The sequence below is a fragment of the Photobacterium jeanii genome (genome assembly GCF_001650345.1).
Lineage (GTDB): Bacteria > Pseudomonadota > Gammaproteobacteria > Enterobacterales > Vibrionaceae > Photobacterium > Photobacterium jeanii.
Window position 1 is genome coordinate 882,621 of record NZ_LVHF01000012.1, and the last position, 16,634, is coordinate 899,254.

Annotated in this window: 12 protein-coding genes and 1 pseudogene; 9 read left to right on the plus strand and 4 right to left on the minus strand. The window is 43.7% G+C overall.

Annotated features, from left to right (window positions below; genetic code table 11):
• Window positions 1-48: 48 nt before the first annotated feature.
• From tyrP to A3K86_RS05325, 3 genes are all read left to right on the plus strand, one after another.
• Window positions 49-1,251 (plus strand): tyrosine transporter TyrP, encoded by a 1,203-nt coding sequence (gene tyrP / locus A3K86_RS05315; RefSeq protein ID WP_068328736.1) that lies wholly within the window; start codon window positions 49-51, stop codon window positions 1,249-1,251.
• Window positions 1,252-1,634: 383 nt separating this feature from the next.
• On the plus strand, window positions 1,635-3,608 hold the full coding sequence (locus A3K86_RS05320; protein ID WP_068328740.1) for a putative bifunctional diguanylate cyclase/phosphodiesterase: 1,974 nt from the start codon (window positions 1,635-1,637) through the stop codon (window positions 3,606-3,608).
• A 119-nt stretch (window positions 3,609-3,727) separates the two neighbouring features.
• The gene (locus A3K86_RS05325) at window positions 3,728-4,447 is read left to right on the plus strand and encodes a sulfite exporter TauE/SafE family protein (RefSeq protein WP_068328744.1); all 720 of its coding nucleotides are present in this window, start codon (window positions 3,728-3,730) and stop codon (window positions 4,445-4,447) included.
• Between the two features lie 43 nt (window positions 4,448-4,490).
• Here the strand turns inward: A3K86_RS05325 and A3K86_RS05330 are convergent, their stop codons facing one another.
• Window positions 4,491-5,690 carry a methyltransferase gene (locus tag A3K86_RS05330; RefSeq protein ID WP_068328747.1) on the minus strand — a complete coding sequence of 400 codons (1,200 nt, stop codon included), beginning with the start codon at window positions 5,688-5,690 and terminating at the stop codon, window positions 4,491-4,493.
• Window positions 5,691-5,853: 163 nt separating this feature from the next.
• Window positions 5,854-6,828, minus strand: a complete 975-nt coding sequence (gene cysB, locus A3K86_RS05335; protein ID WP_068328750.1) for an HTH-type transcriptional regulator CysB — start codon at window positions 6,826-6,828, stop codon at window positions 5,854-5,856.
• A 472-nt stretch (window positions 6,829-7,300) separates the two neighbouring features.
• Between cysB and A3K86_RS05340 the strand changes: the two genes are divergently transcribed.
• The 5 genes and pseudogenes from A3K86_RS05340 (at window position 7,301) to miaE (A3K86_RS05355) (ending at window position 12,635) form a co-directional block, all read left to right on the plus strand.
• Complete coding sequence (locus A3K86_RS05340; protein ID WP_068328753.1) at window positions 7,301-8,062, plus strand: DNA repair protein; 762 nt, start codon at window positions 7,301-7,303, stop codon at window positions 8,060-8,062.
• A gap of 96 nt (window positions 8,063-8,158) precedes the next feature.
• A pseudogene (miaE, locus tag A3K86_RS22450) lies at window positions 8,159-8,311 on the plus strand (tRNA isopentenyl-2-thiomethyl-A-37 hydroxylase MiaE); the annotation flags it as partial.
• Window positions 8,312-8,452: 141 nt separating this feature from the next.
• Complete coding sequence (locus A3K86_RS05345; protein WP_068328756.1) at window positions 8,453-10,654, plus strand: AAA family ATPase; 2,202 nt, start codon at window positions 8,453-8,455, stop codon at window positions 10,652-10,654.
• 370 nt (window positions 10,655-11,024) lie between these two features.
• Window positions 11,025-11,789, plus strand: a complete 765-nt coding sequence (gene miaE, locus A3K86_RS05350) for a tRNA isopentenyl-2-thiomethyl-A-37 hydroxylase MiaE (protein ID WP_068328759.1) — start codon at window positions 11,025-11,027, stop codon at window positions 11,787-11,789.
• Window positions 11,790-11,987: 198 nt separating this feature from the next.
• Entirely contained in the window at window positions 11,988-12,635 is a 648-nt protein-coding gene (gene miaE / locus A3K86_RS05355) for a tRNA isopentenyl-2-thiomethyl-A-37 hydroxylase MiaE (protein ID WP_084406518.1), read from the plus strand.
• A 93-nt stretch (window positions 12,636-12,728) separates the two neighbouring features.
• Here the strand turns inward: miaE (A3K86_RS05355) and topA are convergent, their stop codons facing one another.
• Window positions 12,729-15,374 (minus strand): type I DNA topoisomerase, encoded by a 2,646-nt coding sequence (gene topA, locus A3K86_RS05360; RefSeq protein WP_068328761.1) that lies wholly within the window; start codon window positions 15,372-15,374, stop codon window positions 12,729-12,731.
• 474 nt (window positions 15,375-15,848) lie between these two features.
• Here topA and A3K86_RS05365 point away from each other — a divergent pair, with 474 nt between their 5' ends.
• Window positions 15,849-16,094: a YciN family protein gene (locus tag A3K86_RS05365; protein ID WP_068328764.1), complete on the plus strand. Its 246-nt coding sequence runs from the start codon at window positions 15,849-15,851 to the stop codon at window positions 16,092-16,094.
• A 113-nt stretch (window positions 16,095-16,207) separates the two neighbouring features.
• On the opposite strand, the gene A3K86_RS05370 is transcribed toward A3K86_RS05365, so the two are convergent.
• Window positions 16,208-16,630, minus strand: a complete 423-nt coding sequence (locus tag A3K86_RS05370) for a DUF805 domain-containing protein (protein WP_068330233.1) — start codon at window positions 16,628-16,630, stop codon at window positions 16,208-16,210.
• Between the last annotated feature and the right edge of the window lie 4 nt (window positions 16,631-16,634).

The following is a 16,634-nucleotide window of genomic DNA, read 5'->3' on the forward strand; positions in this document are numbered from 1 at the left end:
CGCCAAAACGGCACATCATTTCACTTTTCGTTTGGGAGCAAACACGTAATGACGATGAATAAAACATTTGGCAGCATGTTAATCATTGCTGGTACCACCATAGGCGCAGGTATGTTGGCGCTACCACTGGCTTCAGCAGGTCTTGGCTTTTCGACAGCCATTATGATTATGGTGGGTATTTGGGCTTTAATGACCTACACCGCGCTATTAATGCTGGAAATTCACCAGTACGCGAGCCCAACAGCAACATTACATACCTTGGCGCGCGATCTTCTTGGTCGTAAAGGTCAGGTGATTGCCACCTTTGCCATGCTATTTCTATTTTACTCTCTGTGTGCGGCTTACATTGCAGGTGGCGGTGCGCAAATGAACGATAAGCTGACTCACTGGTTACACCTTGATGTCGCCCCTCAAGTCGGCACTATTGGTTTCACCGTAGTAATCGCGATGATCGTTTCAATTGGTACTCATTCAGTTGATATGATCAACCGGATCTTGTTTGCGCTTAAAGTGGTAGCATTAGCGACGATGCTGGGCTTGCTAGTACCACATGTACAAGGTGGTCATCTCGTCGATATGCCAGTAGAGAAAGGTCTGATCATCTCTGCACTACCAGTGATTTTCACCTCGTTTGGCTTCCACGGCAGTATCCCATCAATTGTCCGTTACGTAGGTATTGATATTCGCTCTCTGCGTAAAATCATGGTGATCGGTTCAGCAGTACCGCTAACTATCTACATCCTATGGCAAATTGCTAGCCAAGGCGTCCTTAGCCAGCCTGATTTAATGAACAGCGGCAACTTGAGCATGTTTATTGCGAGCCTGAATGATCTGCTACACAACCCGATGGTGAGCAAGTCGGTATCCGTTTTTGCTGACTTAGCGTTAGCAACTTCGTTCTTGGGTGTGAGTCTGGGCTTATTCGATTTTCTGTCAGACAGCCTAAACCGTGGTCAGCAAGCCTGTGGTCGCCTGCAAACCGCACTGATCACTTTCGTGCCACCACTGTGTTTTGCACTGTTCTACCCACAAGGCTTTATCATGGCGCTAGGTTACGCTGCGATTGCATTGGTTATTTTGGCACTATTCCTACCTGTGGCGATGGTTAATGCTCAGCGTAAACAAAATAACGAGCAGGGTTACCAAGTACGAGGCGGTAAGCCAGCACTGATTGCGGTTACCTTAAGTGGTATTGCTATCATCAGTGCTCAGCTACTACAAATGGCAGGCTTGATCCCTGCGGTTGGTTAACCTTTCAAAATCGACAAAAATACCGAGTAGGTATACAACACTCGTCACGCAGAGCCGTCATTAATAACAAGCCACCACAGCGCTCAAATTAGTAGCATTGTGGTGGTTTAGCATTCTTAATAACTCAAATTGAAATTTAGCTTAAAAATCACTATATTCAGCAATAAAACTTCATTTAATTAGCATCTTATCATCTCATCAATTAGATAATCGTTTACTACCTATTTTCAAACTTAATTTATTTAATAAATCAATAAATTATAATCAATTGGTTTGTAAATAATGAACAAGCATCACGCTTTTTCATAAAATTCATATTGTTAATAAGCGTTTTAAGCTAACCTGAACACCTTACTCTTTGATACTAATTACAAACCTTGGTAATGAACCAACATTTTTCTCTTTTTGATCGCCTTCAATCACCAGTATGGATTTTTGATATCGATCACAAACGCATTATTTGGGCAAACCATGCTTCCCTGCCTCTTTGGGAGTCCTCATCGGTTGAAGAATTAGTCTCTCGTGATTTAGCTGTGGACATGTCGCAAGCCGTCCATGCCATTCTGGATGAATACCAGCAGCACTTTCATCGTGGTGAACACATCAAAACATGGTGGAACTTCAATCCGAAGCAAAAACAGAAAAAAGCGCTATGTTGCTTTTCTGGCTTCCCACTAGAAGATGGTCGCACCGCGATGTTGGTGGAAGTGATCGCTGATGAGTCGACCTTACGCCGTGAACTGGCTTTTGCAGAATGCTCGAACTTAGCACTGCTGTTTAACGATCAAGGCGCGTTAATCAGTGCTAACGATGTTTATCGCCATGAGTTTGGTTCACTACTCCAAGATTTACCGCATTTTCTCGGTGACTGTCAGCTTGCTGAAAACTGGCTCAGTGAAGCGCGAGCAGACAGCGTGATCCACCGTCAGAAGCTGTGTTGGACAGGTAAACAACACCTTTGGTTCGATATTGAGGGCAAGTGGCTGCAAGACAAGCAACAGCTACTATTACATCTAACCAATATCAGCCCTGAAAAAGAGAAGCTTCGCAAAGCCAAGTACAACGCAGAGCATGATTTCCTAACGGGTCTACTCAACCGACGCGGCATTACTAACGCTATTAAGAAATCTCATCATAATCGCCAACCTTATAGCTTACTTTTCCTTGATATTGATGGATTTAAACTGGTCAACGATACCTATGGTCACGCCATTGGTGACAAACTACTGCGCGCCATTGCCATCCGTTTGAAAGATACTTTGCAGCAAAAAGGCTTATTAGCTCGCTTTGGCGGCGATGAGTTTATTGTGCAAATTGAACGTCGCTACATCACAGACTGTGCGCTATTTGCCAAAGAGCTGATTGCGGTATTGAACCGTCCGTTCCATCTAAAAGAAGTGGGTGAGCTTTCGATTGGTTGTAGTATCGGTATCACCCACTACCCTGACGACGCAATTGATATCGAAACCTTGGTGACTCAAGCTGATATGGCGATGCACCGTGCCAAATTGCGAGGTCGTAACCGTAGCCATCACTTCTCACCAGAAATGGCAGATGCGCTCTACCGTAAAATGACGCTGCGTCACCACTTAACCGTGGCAATGGAAGAAGAAGCGTTTGAGCTCTACTACCAACCGATTGTCGATCTAAAGAGCCGTCAGCTTAAAGGCTTTGAAGCTCTGATCCGCTGGCACGATGAAGAGTTAGGTCAGGTATCCCCAGCTGAATTTATTCCGCTTGCCGAAGAAACAGGTCAAATTGTGCCTATGGGTAAGTGGATTTTAGAAAACGCGTGTAAGCAACTTGCGGCATGGCAGAAAAAATACCAGCGCAAGTTTATTGTTAGCGTCAACCTGTCTCGAGCTCAGCTCCAAGCCAGCCTAGCACCTACTGTTGCTAGCCTACTAGAACAATACCAGTTAGAACCATCTTCACTGGCATTAGAGCTAACCGAATCGACAATGCTGCAAGAATACGATGATGCTAAGCAGTGTTTGGAAGATTTAGATACCTTGGGTATTGAGCTTCACCTAGATGATTTTGGTACTGGTTACTCATCGTTATCACAGCTCCAAGATCTGCCGATCAGTACAGTGAAACTAGATCGCAGTTTTGTTCAAGGTGAGCACAAAGGTAGCCAAGCCATTATTGAAGCAACTCAAGCCATCTGTGAAAAGCTGGATCTGAAAGTCGTTGCGGAAGGGGTTGAAACCGTCGCTCAGCTGGAATACCTCCAAGCGTGCAACTTCGATTACTGCCAAGGTTATTATCTCGGTAAGCCTATGCCTTCGCATGAATTAGAAGCGCGTGACTTTACCTTGCTCAATAGTGTTCCCAACAAAAAATTGGTGCACTAACAAAAGTAAATCATGAAAAGGCTCACAGAGCCTTTTCTGCTTTTGGGGCAATATCAAAGCTCACTGTATACCAACCAGTCATTAGCTACTGGTTAAGATCAATTCTCTAGAGGGATTTTATGGACTGGGGCATAGCGTTAGCCATGCTGATGATCTTCATTGGCTCTTATGTACAAAGCACAATCGGCTTTGGGCTCGCTATTGTCACCGCGCCTATTCTTTTCCAAATATCGCCGGCTTATGTTCCCGGACCAATTACCATCACCGCGTTGTTTTTATCCCTCATCAACGCTCATAAGTTTCGCGCTAACATTTCAATCAAAGGGCTTGGCTACGCCTTAATTGGCAGGATCCCCGGCATAATCGCAGGTGGCGCATTACTGTATTTTATCGCTCCGAAAGTGTTGTCGCTGTGGATTGGCGGTATAGTCCTTGCTGCCGTCGCGATCAGCTTAATGCCAATACGGTTACAACCCACAAATGGACGCTTGGCTGTGGCTGGCTTTTTCTCAGGCTTATTTGGCACCAGTACAGGAATTGGCGGCCCACCAATGGCACTGCTGTTACAACACCAGCAAGCAGATTTGATCAGAGCAAATTTATCTGCTTTTTTCGTGGTCAGCAGCTTACTCTCTTTAATCGCCCAAGTACCTGCCGGACACATGGGGATGCAGCATTTGTACTTATCACTGCCTTTGTTACCGGCTTCATTTCTTGGTTATGTATTGGCAATGCGCACCGTTAATCGCATCAATAAAAAGACCATTCGCATTGTGTCGCTCGGCGTATGCTGTTTATCAGCAAGCGCTGCCATTATTTCAGCGCTTACAATGCAGTAATACCAATAAAAGTAAGTCAGAGGCTAATTCTTGTTGTAGCAAACTAGCCTTGCGCTAGCTCGGCATGAATAAGCAGGTTACGAGGTGTTGTGGGTTTATCACAGAAAGTACCAACCGAAACTTGGTAGCCAGACTCTTCCATAAAACAAGCGCGATCGTACACCAACCACATTTCTAGCGGACGACGGAATAGTTGGCGCACCAATTCCATGCGATCAACATAGCTAAAACGCTGCTCGCCCACTTGCTGCCAGTGCTCGTAATCAATGTCAGCAGGTAAAGTCAGCCCTTTCTTATCTGCTGCCCATTGGCAAAACGCAGCAAAGCCCTCGTTCAACAATGCCTTTTGCACATTGGGAACAGGAAGGTATTGCTCGCTCTCTGAGAGATGACGCTGAAGCGCATCAAAGCCAAGACGGAAACTCACCTCAACAAATCGCTGACGTTGTACACGCTGACCAGCCGTTACCGTTTCTTGCAACGGCAAACGCAAGTCATGTTTCGCCAATTGAATATCACTCGCCTTCGCTTGTTGAGAAAGCGGCTGATACTGCTTACCTCTGATTAAGTGATAACAACATGGCGATACACTCACCGCTTGCCCTTGTTTCTTAGCTACTCGCTGCAATAACGACACATGCAAATCACCACAGGCATGCAACGCCACAGCATGTTGCTGCGGTTGAATGTATTGTTCACTGTTCGTTGAGAACGCATCACCGTTAACAAAAGAAATCGGCAAACCTAATGCTTTAACAGCCTTTTCACCATCAAGGCAAAGCTGAGCTTGCCATTCTAAACTGGTCACTGCAGTGTGATGGCTTGCTGCTAATACGCGACCTAAATGCCCTTTCCCCGCACACCATTCCAACCACGGCAATTGCAAACGCGGCAACGCAGCATTGAAAGCAGTAATTTGAGTCCATTTTCGTCCTGGGATACCGACATCGAGCCCTTTAGGTAAATCTGCTACAGGTTGAGAGGCTAACGCCTTCGTCTGAGCAGCTGACTGCAAGCTCATCGCTTGTGGGATCCATTGGCTCAGTTTGGTCGCGAGTGCGTCTACATCGTGATTGAAAAATTGAAGTTCTTCATCAGACAATCCCATCAGCCACTCACACAGTTCAGGGTGCGACGTTCGCCACGCCAAATCAGTTTGAGCAAATGGCATAAACTGCCAAAAAGCACGGGTCTGGCTTAGATCGGCATCTAACTGGGCGAATAATGATGAAAATTGGCTCATGGATGATGTACTTCAAGAAAACGAAAGGTCGCTAGTCTACCTAATCGTGATTTGAATAAGTAGTGTTGAGAAAATCTAGAAACAAGAAAGGCTGGAAACCCCAGCCTTTCGTTTAAACAGCAACTGTATTTTACCTGTTATGGCACTCGATTAAGCCAAGTTATTAACGTACAGGCAAATCCATATTGGCGAACATTTTTTCAATTTCAGCGTTAGTTTTTAGTGCCACCGCTTGGTCCACCACATTACGCGTGAGATGAGGGGCAAAGCGTTCCATAAAGTCATACATATACGTACGTAGGAAGGTGCCTTTCTTAAACCCAATCTTTGTCGTGCTGGCTTCAAAAATATGGCTAGCATCAATCGCCACTAAATCATCGTCCGTATCAGGATCCATTGCCATGCTGGCAATCACACCAACTCCAATGCCCAAACGCACATACGTTTTAATGACATCGGCATCGGTTGCAGTAAAGACGATACGCGGTGTCAGACCTGAGCGATTAAACGCGCTATCAAGCTCTGAGCGCCCGGTAAAGCCAAACACATAAGTAACCAGCGAATACGCCGCTAAGTCATGGATGGTGATCGTTTCTTTCTGTGCCAGTGGGTGGTCTTTTTTCACCACAATCGAGCGATTCCAGTGATAACACGGCAGCATGATCATATCTTGGTATAAATGCAGTGCTTCTGTCGCGATGGCAAAGTCGGTCGTCCCTTTAGCGACTGCGTCCGCAATCTGAGACGGCGTTCCCTGATGCATGTGGAGCGAAACTTTAGGGTAACGCGCTGTAAAACCTTGAATAACAGGCGGCAATGCATAACGAGCTTGTGTGTGAGTGGTGGCAATATTGAGCGTTCCCAGCTCAGGATGCGTATGCTCACCCGCAACAGATTTGATGCTTTCAACGCGCGATAAAATATCACGGGAAATACGAACAATCTCTTCCCCTGCTGGGGTGACTTTCGTGAGATGCTTTCCGCTGCGCTCAAAAATTTGAATACCGAGTTCATCTTCAAGTAAGCGTACCTGCTTACTGATCCCCGGCTGAGAAGTGTATAAATTTTCTGCTGTCGCTGACACATTCAGATTGTGATTCACAACCTCAACAATGTAGCGTAATTGTTGTAATTTCATGGTACCGCCTAACCTATAGTCCTTTACATCTTATCAGTGCAACCATGCAGTTCGTATCGTTATATATCGTTTCGTTACGTTTTCATAGCATTACTTATAGCTTTTTGCTCTATAAATATAAACATTATGACGAGCTAGACGGTATTGCGAGTTTTATTTTTGCGAACTCACATCATAAGAAACTAATATCGGTCTGAATCAAGACGTTACTGAATAGATAACCCCTAGTGTTTAAACTTATTATCGATCCTGATGAACGAACAAAAATGGCTGTTATGTAAAAAAGTATGATACCAGTCATTTGTACCGACAAGTAAAAATACGCAACCATTAGCAACAACTATCGATCTAGTTCAAAAAAGCCTAAATTCGTTATATTCACCCAGCATTTTTCTACCTTCGGCTATCACCAAAAAGCCAGTTGGTGTATCTTATACCCTTACGACAAATGTAACGGAAAACAGATTAACTTATGAGCTTACCTTTAGTAATAGGCTTGGTTGCATTACTGCTGATCTTGATTGTAGGGTATAACATCATCATTCAGTATCGCCAACGCGTTGAAAGCGCAAAGCACCAAGAGCTTGCCAAGCATATTGCCACTATCGACGCGACCGAAGACTTGATCGGTAATGCTCACCACATGCCTTACAGCAAAGAGCTACTGGTGTGCTTAAACCAACGTATTCTTTATGCACTACAAAATATGCATGAAACCGATGCGTCGGATAAATCGCTACCAGGGCGAATCAGTAACGTGACACAGCAGATCCAACATCTCCAGCAAAACTACTCGAATGCTGACGTGGCACCGTTTAAAACCCCAACGACAGACAAACAAGCGCTTGGCTTATTACAACTCGTAAAACGCCTTAAAACTGTGATTAAAAATGAGCACAGTAAAGGTCGTTTCGCTACTCAAGCTTTTGTCGCAGAAAATGCGCGTCTGGAAGGGATCCAAATTCGCATCAATATCGAAAACGTTGTAAAGCGGGCCAACGAAGCGCGTATGAAGCGCCAATTAGGTACGGCTAAGCAGCTATTGAAGAAAGGTATTGATGTCTTGGCGAGTAAAAACGATAACTACTCGAACCAAGCGCGTGAAAAGCTGCAAATGATGCTTAATGAAATCGACAACAGCCAGAACGCAACCCAAGAACAAGAACGTCAACAAATGCTCAATAAAGATCAAGACGATCTCGACGTATTGTTCCAACCAAAAAAGAAGTGGTAATGCTCTATCACACACTCTTTCAAAAAGGTCGCGTAATGCGGCCTTTTTTCTCATATACCTATTTGAACAAAGTCAGCTAACAATAAGCGCAACACCATGAATACAACTCAAAACATGATTGATGAGCTTCTGATCCCTATCAAGCAATTTCTGCATTGCGAAACGCCTGATAGCTGGATTCAAGAAGCCCTTAAGCCTGAGCATCTGGTTCCACTACTCGTTGATCACTGTAACTGTGAGCTGAAAGCATAGGTGTGCATATTATTAAAAAGTCCATATTCAACCAGTCTTATTGCAATCCTCCCTCCTACCGTTTTTCCTGCTAGATCAAAGTCCACAACAAGAAAACATAGTAATGTTGTTCCATATAAATAGCGTAGGAAGAAAATTGTGGCAGATACATTGTCTATCAAAGGGGTGGCGAGTTATCACCCTAGCAGTCCAGAAACATTAGACATTACGAAGCAGAACACTTTCATTTTTGGATTGAATGGATCTGGAAAATCAACAATTTCAAACTTTTTGTATAAAGCTGACGAATATCCTAGTTGTAGCATTAGTGTTGAAGGTAACTACACTCCTATCGTTTATAACCAAAAGTTTGTGGATGATCATTTTGTTAATAGTTCAGTACAAGAAGGTGTCTTCACGCTGAGTAAAGATAATGCGGATCTTGAAGCTCAAATTGCCATTAAATCTAAGCTGAGAGAAAAGCTATTAGATGCCTTTACTGAAACAAAGAAACTCATAGACGCCGCTGAAAGTGCTCAACGAAAAGCAACCGACTCAGCCATTGAGGAAGTATTCAAACAAAAGTACATAATTGAAAAGACCTCACTTGATCCTTTCCTTAGATCGTTCAAAACCCCTAAACGCAAATTCTATGAACAAGTAAAAATGCAGAAAGGCGTTACTAACGAGACCATTGAAGCCTTAGATCACGAGTATCAAGAACTAAATCAATTCGATAAAAATCAACCATCAAAGATATCACTGGAACCAATTCTAGAGATTTCTCCGCAGGATAGTGTTTTGTTATTTGAACCAATTGTCGGGTCATCAAGTAGCCAACTAACAGATTTCATTAACAAAGTTGACAATCTAGGTTGGGTGAAAGTTGGGCAGGATAACTACCTAGACGACTCACAGACCACATGCCCATTCTGTCAGAAAGAAACTATTGACGAAGAGTTTCGGTCAGAATTAGCCGCTCTATTTGATAAAACATATGAGTCTACTTTGAGAAAAGTCGAACTAGTAGAAAGCTCATACCGTGACAATATAACGAAACACATTGATTCGATTAAGTCTGCATTTGCAAATTGTTCGATATACGACTCTACCCAACACAATGCCGAACCACTAATAGAGCTTCTAGAACACGCTTACACTAGTAACCTAGACCAGATCGTTTCAAAAATTAAGAACCCAACCCTTTCAGTCAAGCTTGCCGATTGTACAGAACAGTTCAAACCATTACTCGCACTAGCAGAAGGAATCAACAAATCGGTTCAGGCAATTATCGACAAAGCCAAACAATTCAAAGAGAGTGAAGAAAACATTAGATCACGTATGTGGGACTCAGTTAAGTTCCATACAACCCCAATATTCTCCTTGGAAAAAACACTGTTAGATGAAAAAGAAGAAGAGATTCAGAAGCTTAGAAAACAACAAGAAAAAATAAGACGTGTTGGCAAAAAAGTAGCGGATCGAATCAGCTCTCTTCGCTCAAAAACCTCTAATATTGACGACACAATAGAGAGGATCAATGAGAACTTGATCAGTCTAGGTATTACAAACTTTCAAATTGTGGCTTCCACGAATACAGAGCAAAAAAACTTCTTTATGCTTAGTCGAGGAGATAGCTCAGACAACACAACCCCTGTCTTCCGTTCTCTAAGTGAGGGAGAAAAAACGCTTATCACTTTCTTATATTTCATTGAAAAGTGTAATGGCAGTATGAGCAAAGACACCGACATTGCGGCTAAAGAAAAACTGATTGTAATTGACGACCCTATTTCAAGCCTTTCTCAAAATTACATCTATGATATTGCTTCATTGATTCAATCAAAGATCATTAAAGGCCAAAAATTCAAAAAAGTGATTGTGCTTACTCATAGCCTATTTTTCTTCCAAGAACTGATCAAGCTATCCCCAAACAACGCAGAGCAATTCGATAAGAAGTACACTCTTTATCGCCTAAATAAGAACCAATACTCTAGCGTAGAGCCAATGACACGGAATGAATTGAAAAACGACTACCAGTCACTCTGGCAAATCCTAAAAGATGTAATGAATGGTAAAGCAAACCCTGTTGTACTTCCGAATGTTATGAGAAACATTACAGAATACTACTTTGGCTTCGTTCACAAGAAGGACAAGCTATCAGGAATACTTAATGAATTAGCAGACAAAGAACCAGAACAAGGTCATAAAGCTTTTTACAGATACATCAATAGAGGCTCACACTCTGATCCAACCAATATAGGCTTAATGGTCAATATAAACCCACAAGCATATTTAGAGCGGTTCGAGGGGATCTTTGTCGCTACTCAGGATAGAGAGCACTATGACTGTATGATGGAACAATAAACGTTACCACTAAGGCATTCATTCAACTTAGCGTCTTGGTAACGAACGGCGGTGTTTGCACACTACCTCAAGTTTGCCAAGACGAAAGCGAGTGTACTTTCGTACATCAACAACTTTAGGTCTCATTTGCAAATCTCCACAAAGACCTGTGTTTGCCACAGGTAGCCTCATCACACAATGTAATAAGCTACTTTGGGTCAGTAGGCAGGAGAATTGCCGAAGTGGTAACTTGCGTATTCTAGTTAAAAACAAACATTAAGTAAATTAGATAGTTAGTAGAGGGCTATAATAGTTTAGCACTTCAACATTCAGCCCAAATTTCAATCGTGTTAAACTCAAAACAAAGCTCAACAAAAACACGTAATCATAGATGTATAAAGAATTATTAGAACCAATCAATAACTTCCTAAAATGCTCAACCCCTGACTCTTGGATTGAAGAAGCTCGTAAGCCAGAGAACCTTTCCGTGATTTTGCGGGATCATTTACTATGCGAGTTGAAAGCTTCGCAGAGTGCGGTTTTTCTTCTTAAGCGCTATGTCTTAACCGATGAAGGTAAAGAGCAAATTACTCAATTAGTTGAGCCTTATGAGCACTTTGCTTACAAAGGTATTGGCAGCCTTGAAACTCTGAAAGGCAAGAGCAACATATCTAAATCAATCAAACCTAAAGATGGCTGTGCCTACGGACAGGATATGATTGATAAGATGGTTCTCTTGATTCGAGAAGAGCTACACCACTTCTACCAAGTGTTAGAAATTATTGAAGAACAAGGTTTGGAGTACCGCCCAATAACAGCAAGTCGTTACGCTAAGGGGATGATTAAACATATCCGCACCTTTGAACCAGCAGCTCTTATCGACAAGCTGATTATTGGTGCATTCATTGAAGCTCGTTCTTGCGAACGATTTGCCAAGCTTGCCCCGTTCCTTGATGAACCAATTCAGAAGTTCTACATCTCATTGCTACGCTCAGAAGCACGACACTACCAAGACTACTTGGAACTCGCAGAGCAAATTGCAGGTGAAGATATTTCAGAGCGTATTGAACACTTCACTAATGTTGAAGCTGAATTAATTACCTCTGACGATTCAGAATTTCGCTTCCACTCTGGCGCACCAAAACTGGCTGCGTAGCGTAAAAAACCAGCAAGTTAGGTAGCAATATGCACGGTAACTCTTCTAAAGGCCGAGTCGTGCATATTGCTTTTTTGCCAAAATTTGACTTTCCCAGAAAACCTAAATCACACTGTTTTAATTAAAGAATTTAGTTTAATAACAGTTCATTCTGGTAAGTTTTTGTCTCTTTTTCGATAGTTTCAATATTCCCATGATTTGCGTGAGCTCAAAGCCAGCCAAACCGTTTTATTTCTGATCCGCAAATACGCTGTCGATAAGACAAGCGGCGATGTATTACTTGAATGGGCAAAACCTTACGAAGAGTTCGTCTACGGTAAAGAGCGCGATAGCAGCGTGTTTCACAGCAAGAAAAACGGTCTATCCGCACCACTCACATCCAAAGCCGATTTTGCTCACGGCCAAGAATTAATCGAAAAAATGGTGCGCTTAATTAAAGAAGAATTTCACCACTTTGAACAAGTGCTAGAAATCATGGAAAAGCGTGACATCCCCTATCAGAGCTTAAGTGCGGGACGCTATGCCAAAGGGCTAATGAAAACAGTGCGTACCTTTGAGCCTGCCACCTTGGTCGATAAGCTCATCATCGGTGCTTATATTGAAGCTCGCTCGTGCGAACGTTTTGCCAAACTTGCGCCTTTCCTTGATGATGAGCTGAAGAAATTCTATATCTCACTGCTCCGCTCGGAAGCGCGTCATTATCAGGATTACCTCACCTTAGCAGAGAAAATTGCAGGACAAGATATTAGCGATCGCATTCAACTTATTGGTGCCAAAGAAGCAGAACTTATCAATAGTCCTGATGATAACTTCCGTTTCCATAGTGGCGTACCTGCACAGGCTTAGGGCTTAACCGTCAAACGCTATACGGAACAGCTCTAAAACATAGCAAGATAAAAAAACCGCCTTTCGGCGGTTTTTCTTTAACTAAGAATCAGCTTACTTTTCAGCTTTTTCTTTCTTTGGCTTTTTACGCTTGTCGGTAATTTCCCACTTACCGTCAATGTACAGACCCGTCCAACCTGATGGCTTACCATCAATCTCGGAGCGTACATAGTTCTCTTTGGTCTTACGGCTAAAACGAACAACCGTTGGACGACCATCAGGGTCTTCGGTTGGCGCTTCCGTCAGATAAACGAACTTAGGTGACAGACGGTCTTTAAAGCGTACTAACTCTTCCACTAACGGAGCGCGTGTCTCACGAGATTTAGGGAAAGTGCTCGCCGCCATAAACAGACCTGACGCACCATCTCGCAATACAAAGTAAGCGTCTGGATCTTGCGAACAAGGCAGTTCAGGTAGGTGAACTGGATCTTCTTTCGGTGGCGCAACTTCGCCATTCTTCAAGATCTTACGTGTGTTCTTACACTCTTCGTTAGTACAGCCCATGTATTTACCGAAGCGACCGTTTTTCAGTTCCATATCAGAACCACACTTGTCACATTCAACAACAGGACCGTCATAACCTTTAAGCTTGAACTCACCTTTTTCAACGATGTAACCGTCACAGCTTGGGTTATTACCACAAACGTGTAGTTTACGCTCTTGGTCGATCAAGTAAGCATCCATCGCGGTGTCACACTTAGGACAACGCTTCTTCGCACGTAGTGCTGCCGTTTCAACGTCTTCTTCAAGAACGTTAACGATGCCTTCTTCATCACCAAGGTTAATGGTGGTTTTACAACGCTCTTTTGGTGGTAGCGCGTAGCCAGTACAACCAAGGAATACCCCTGTTGACGCAGTACGGATACCCATAGGGCGTGAACATGTCGGACACTCAATATCGGTTTCTACGATATTGTTTGGCTTCATGCCGCCTTCTGTTTCATCTAGCTCAGCTTTTTCAAGCTCGCCAGTGAAGTCAGAGAAAAACTGATCCAATACCGCTTTCCAGTTCTTTTCACCTTCAGCGATTTGGTCAAGGTTGCCTTCCATACGCGCAGTAAAGTCGTAATCCATCAGATCAGCAAATGACTCATCTAGACGGTCTGATACGATTTCACCCATCTTCTCAGCGTAGAAGCGACGCATGTCAACACGCACATAACCACGATCTTGGATCGTTGAAATGATAGATGCGTAAGTTGAAGGACGACCAATACCACGCTTCTCTAGCTCTTTAACCAATGCAGCTTCTGTAAAGCGCGCTGGCGGCTTAGTAAAGTGCTGCTTAGGCTCAAGTTCTTTCAGCGTTAACGTATCGCCTACGTGAACCATAGGTAGCGTAGTGTCTTCGTTCTTACCAGATGGACGCTGTACGTGAGTCCAACCTGCAAAACGCATGGTGCGACCTTTCGCTTTCAGCGTAAAGTCACCTGCAGTCACAGTAATGGTGCTCGAGTCGTATTTCGCTGGAACCATCTGACACGCGACAAACTGACGCCAAATTAAGTCGTACAGTTTAACCGCATCAGCATCCATTCCTTCTAGGTGTTCAGCTTGCACTTCAACACTTGATGGACGGATTGCTTCGTGCGCTTCTTGCGCATTACCTTTGCTACCGTACACATTCGGTTTCGCAGGAAGGTAATTGTCACCGTATTCAGTGGTAATAAATTCACGCGCAGCTTCAACCGCTTCTTTTGACAAGTTGGTTGAGTCGGTACGCATGTAAGTAATGTAACCCGCTTCGTACAAACGTTGTGCCAAGCCCATTGTACGCTTAACACCGTAGCCTAGACGGGTACTCGCCGCTTGTTGTAGCGTCGAGGTAATGTACGGAGCTGATGGTTTACTGCTCGTTGGGCGATCTTCACGATCCGCCACTTTGTACGTTGCACTTTCCAGTAGCGACTTCGCCGCCATGGTGTCGGCTTCGTTTTCAGGACGGAATGCTTTACCCGCCTGCTGCGCAACCATCAAACGTAATGCATCATCACCCGCTGTTTGCGTGTTGGCGTGAATATCCCAAAACTCTTCTGGGGTAAACGCTTTGATTTCACGCTCACGCTCAACAATCAGTTTTACCGCTACTGACTGTACGCGACCCGCAGATAAACCACGTGCTACTTTTTTCCATAGCAGCGGCGAAACCATAAAGCCCACCACACGGTCGAGGAAACGACGTGCTTGCTGTGCATTAACACCATCAATGTTCAATTCACCAGGCTGTTCAAACGCCTGTTGAATCGCATTTTTGGTGATTTCGTTGAAAACCACTCGTTTGTAACGTGCATCATCGCCACCGATGATCTCACGAAGGTGCCACGCAATAGCTTCTCCTTCGCGGTCCAAATCGGTTGCGAGATAAACGCAGTCTGCATCTTTGGCCAGTTTCTGTAGTTCGTTTACAACTTTTTCTTTGCCCGGTAGCACTTCGTACTGCGCGGCCCAATCGTTGTAGGGATCAACACCCATCTTTCCGATTAAGGCTTTACGATCTTTCTCTTTTTTGATTCGTGCTTTTTCTTCGGCACTCAACCCTTTGGTTGAAACTGCAGCGGCTTTTTTGCCTGTACTACGTGCACCCGTTGGCAAATCACGAACGTGACCAACGCTTGACTTTACAATGAAGTCCTTACCCAAGTACTTGTTAATCGTCTTGGCCTTGGCAGGTGACTCCACGATAACGAGAGATTTACCCATAATGACTCTATTACGTCCTCGTGCTCGTAAAAAATTCAAATGAAAACATAAAGTTGCACGCTAAAAAACGTATAAGTTGCACGGCAACGCTATTTACAATATTGGGCTACTATACAAGAAGGTCAACTGGTTTTTAACGAAAACCGCCTGATTGCTCGTCACTTCCCCAGTCGTTAAACGCTAGTTAAACCTTAGTTAACACAGCGGTTAGCCCCAAGCTTCTTGCTGATTTACGACACTTTTTCGCCGTGAGCTTGCTTCGAAGGCGCTAATCATTACCACCTATCTCACGACTTGACTATCTTTTGCTAAAAATATTTGCAATTGCTCACATAAATGAGGTGTCGCCACTCAGTTTGCGCACAGCTTATAGCCTTAAAAGAAAAAAAACACTAATAAACGAAGGGTTTGAGTTCTGTTTGCATAATTCATAAACTAGCAGGGTTTTTCAACATTCTATGTAGAGCATTCCTTATGAGCGACAAAACTCCTATTTCCGCTGACGATCTACTACTGATTGCCAATCAAGAAATCCAAGATCATGACGGTTACATCGACGGTATGCGTGCAACCTCAGTAGAAGAAAAAGACGGCGTTTTAGTGTTTAAAGGCGAATACTTCCTTGACGACAATGGTATTCCTACCGAGAAAACGACCGCTGTATTCAACATGTTTAAATACTTAGCGCACCAGCTGTCGCCAAAATTCACTATTCAGTAATAGTAGCGATAATCGCTATTAATTAATGGCGACCAAATAGCAATTCAGTTAATCAAAAAAGAACCCGCTTCTAACGAGGCGGGTTCTTTATCTATATAAGCCACACTATAGGGCTACATTTCAATCGTGACACTGTCTTTGTTCTTCTCATCCGAAGACGGTGACGAAGGTGGTGGTGGCGGATTAGCGCCGCCTTTAGGGTCGGGGCCGAACTGATTATCCCCTTCCGTCCCTTTTAAGATCCCAAGCTCCACCAATGCGAAAATAGGACCGATAAGCGGTAGAAAAGTCACCACAACCCACCAGCCGCTTTTATTACGATCGTGCAGACGCTTAATGTTCAATGCCATTGATGCCCACATCGCAAATGCCAGCACGAACAGAGAAAGAATATCTAACGCCGTATTACTGGTACCTGGTTGAGGCTGATACAAGAACACCGGCAAAGTCACAAACAGCACTGGCACACTATATAGCCAGTAGTCGCGACGTCGCATGCGTCCTTGAAACGAAAAAAATGCCCACTTCTGATTCATCATC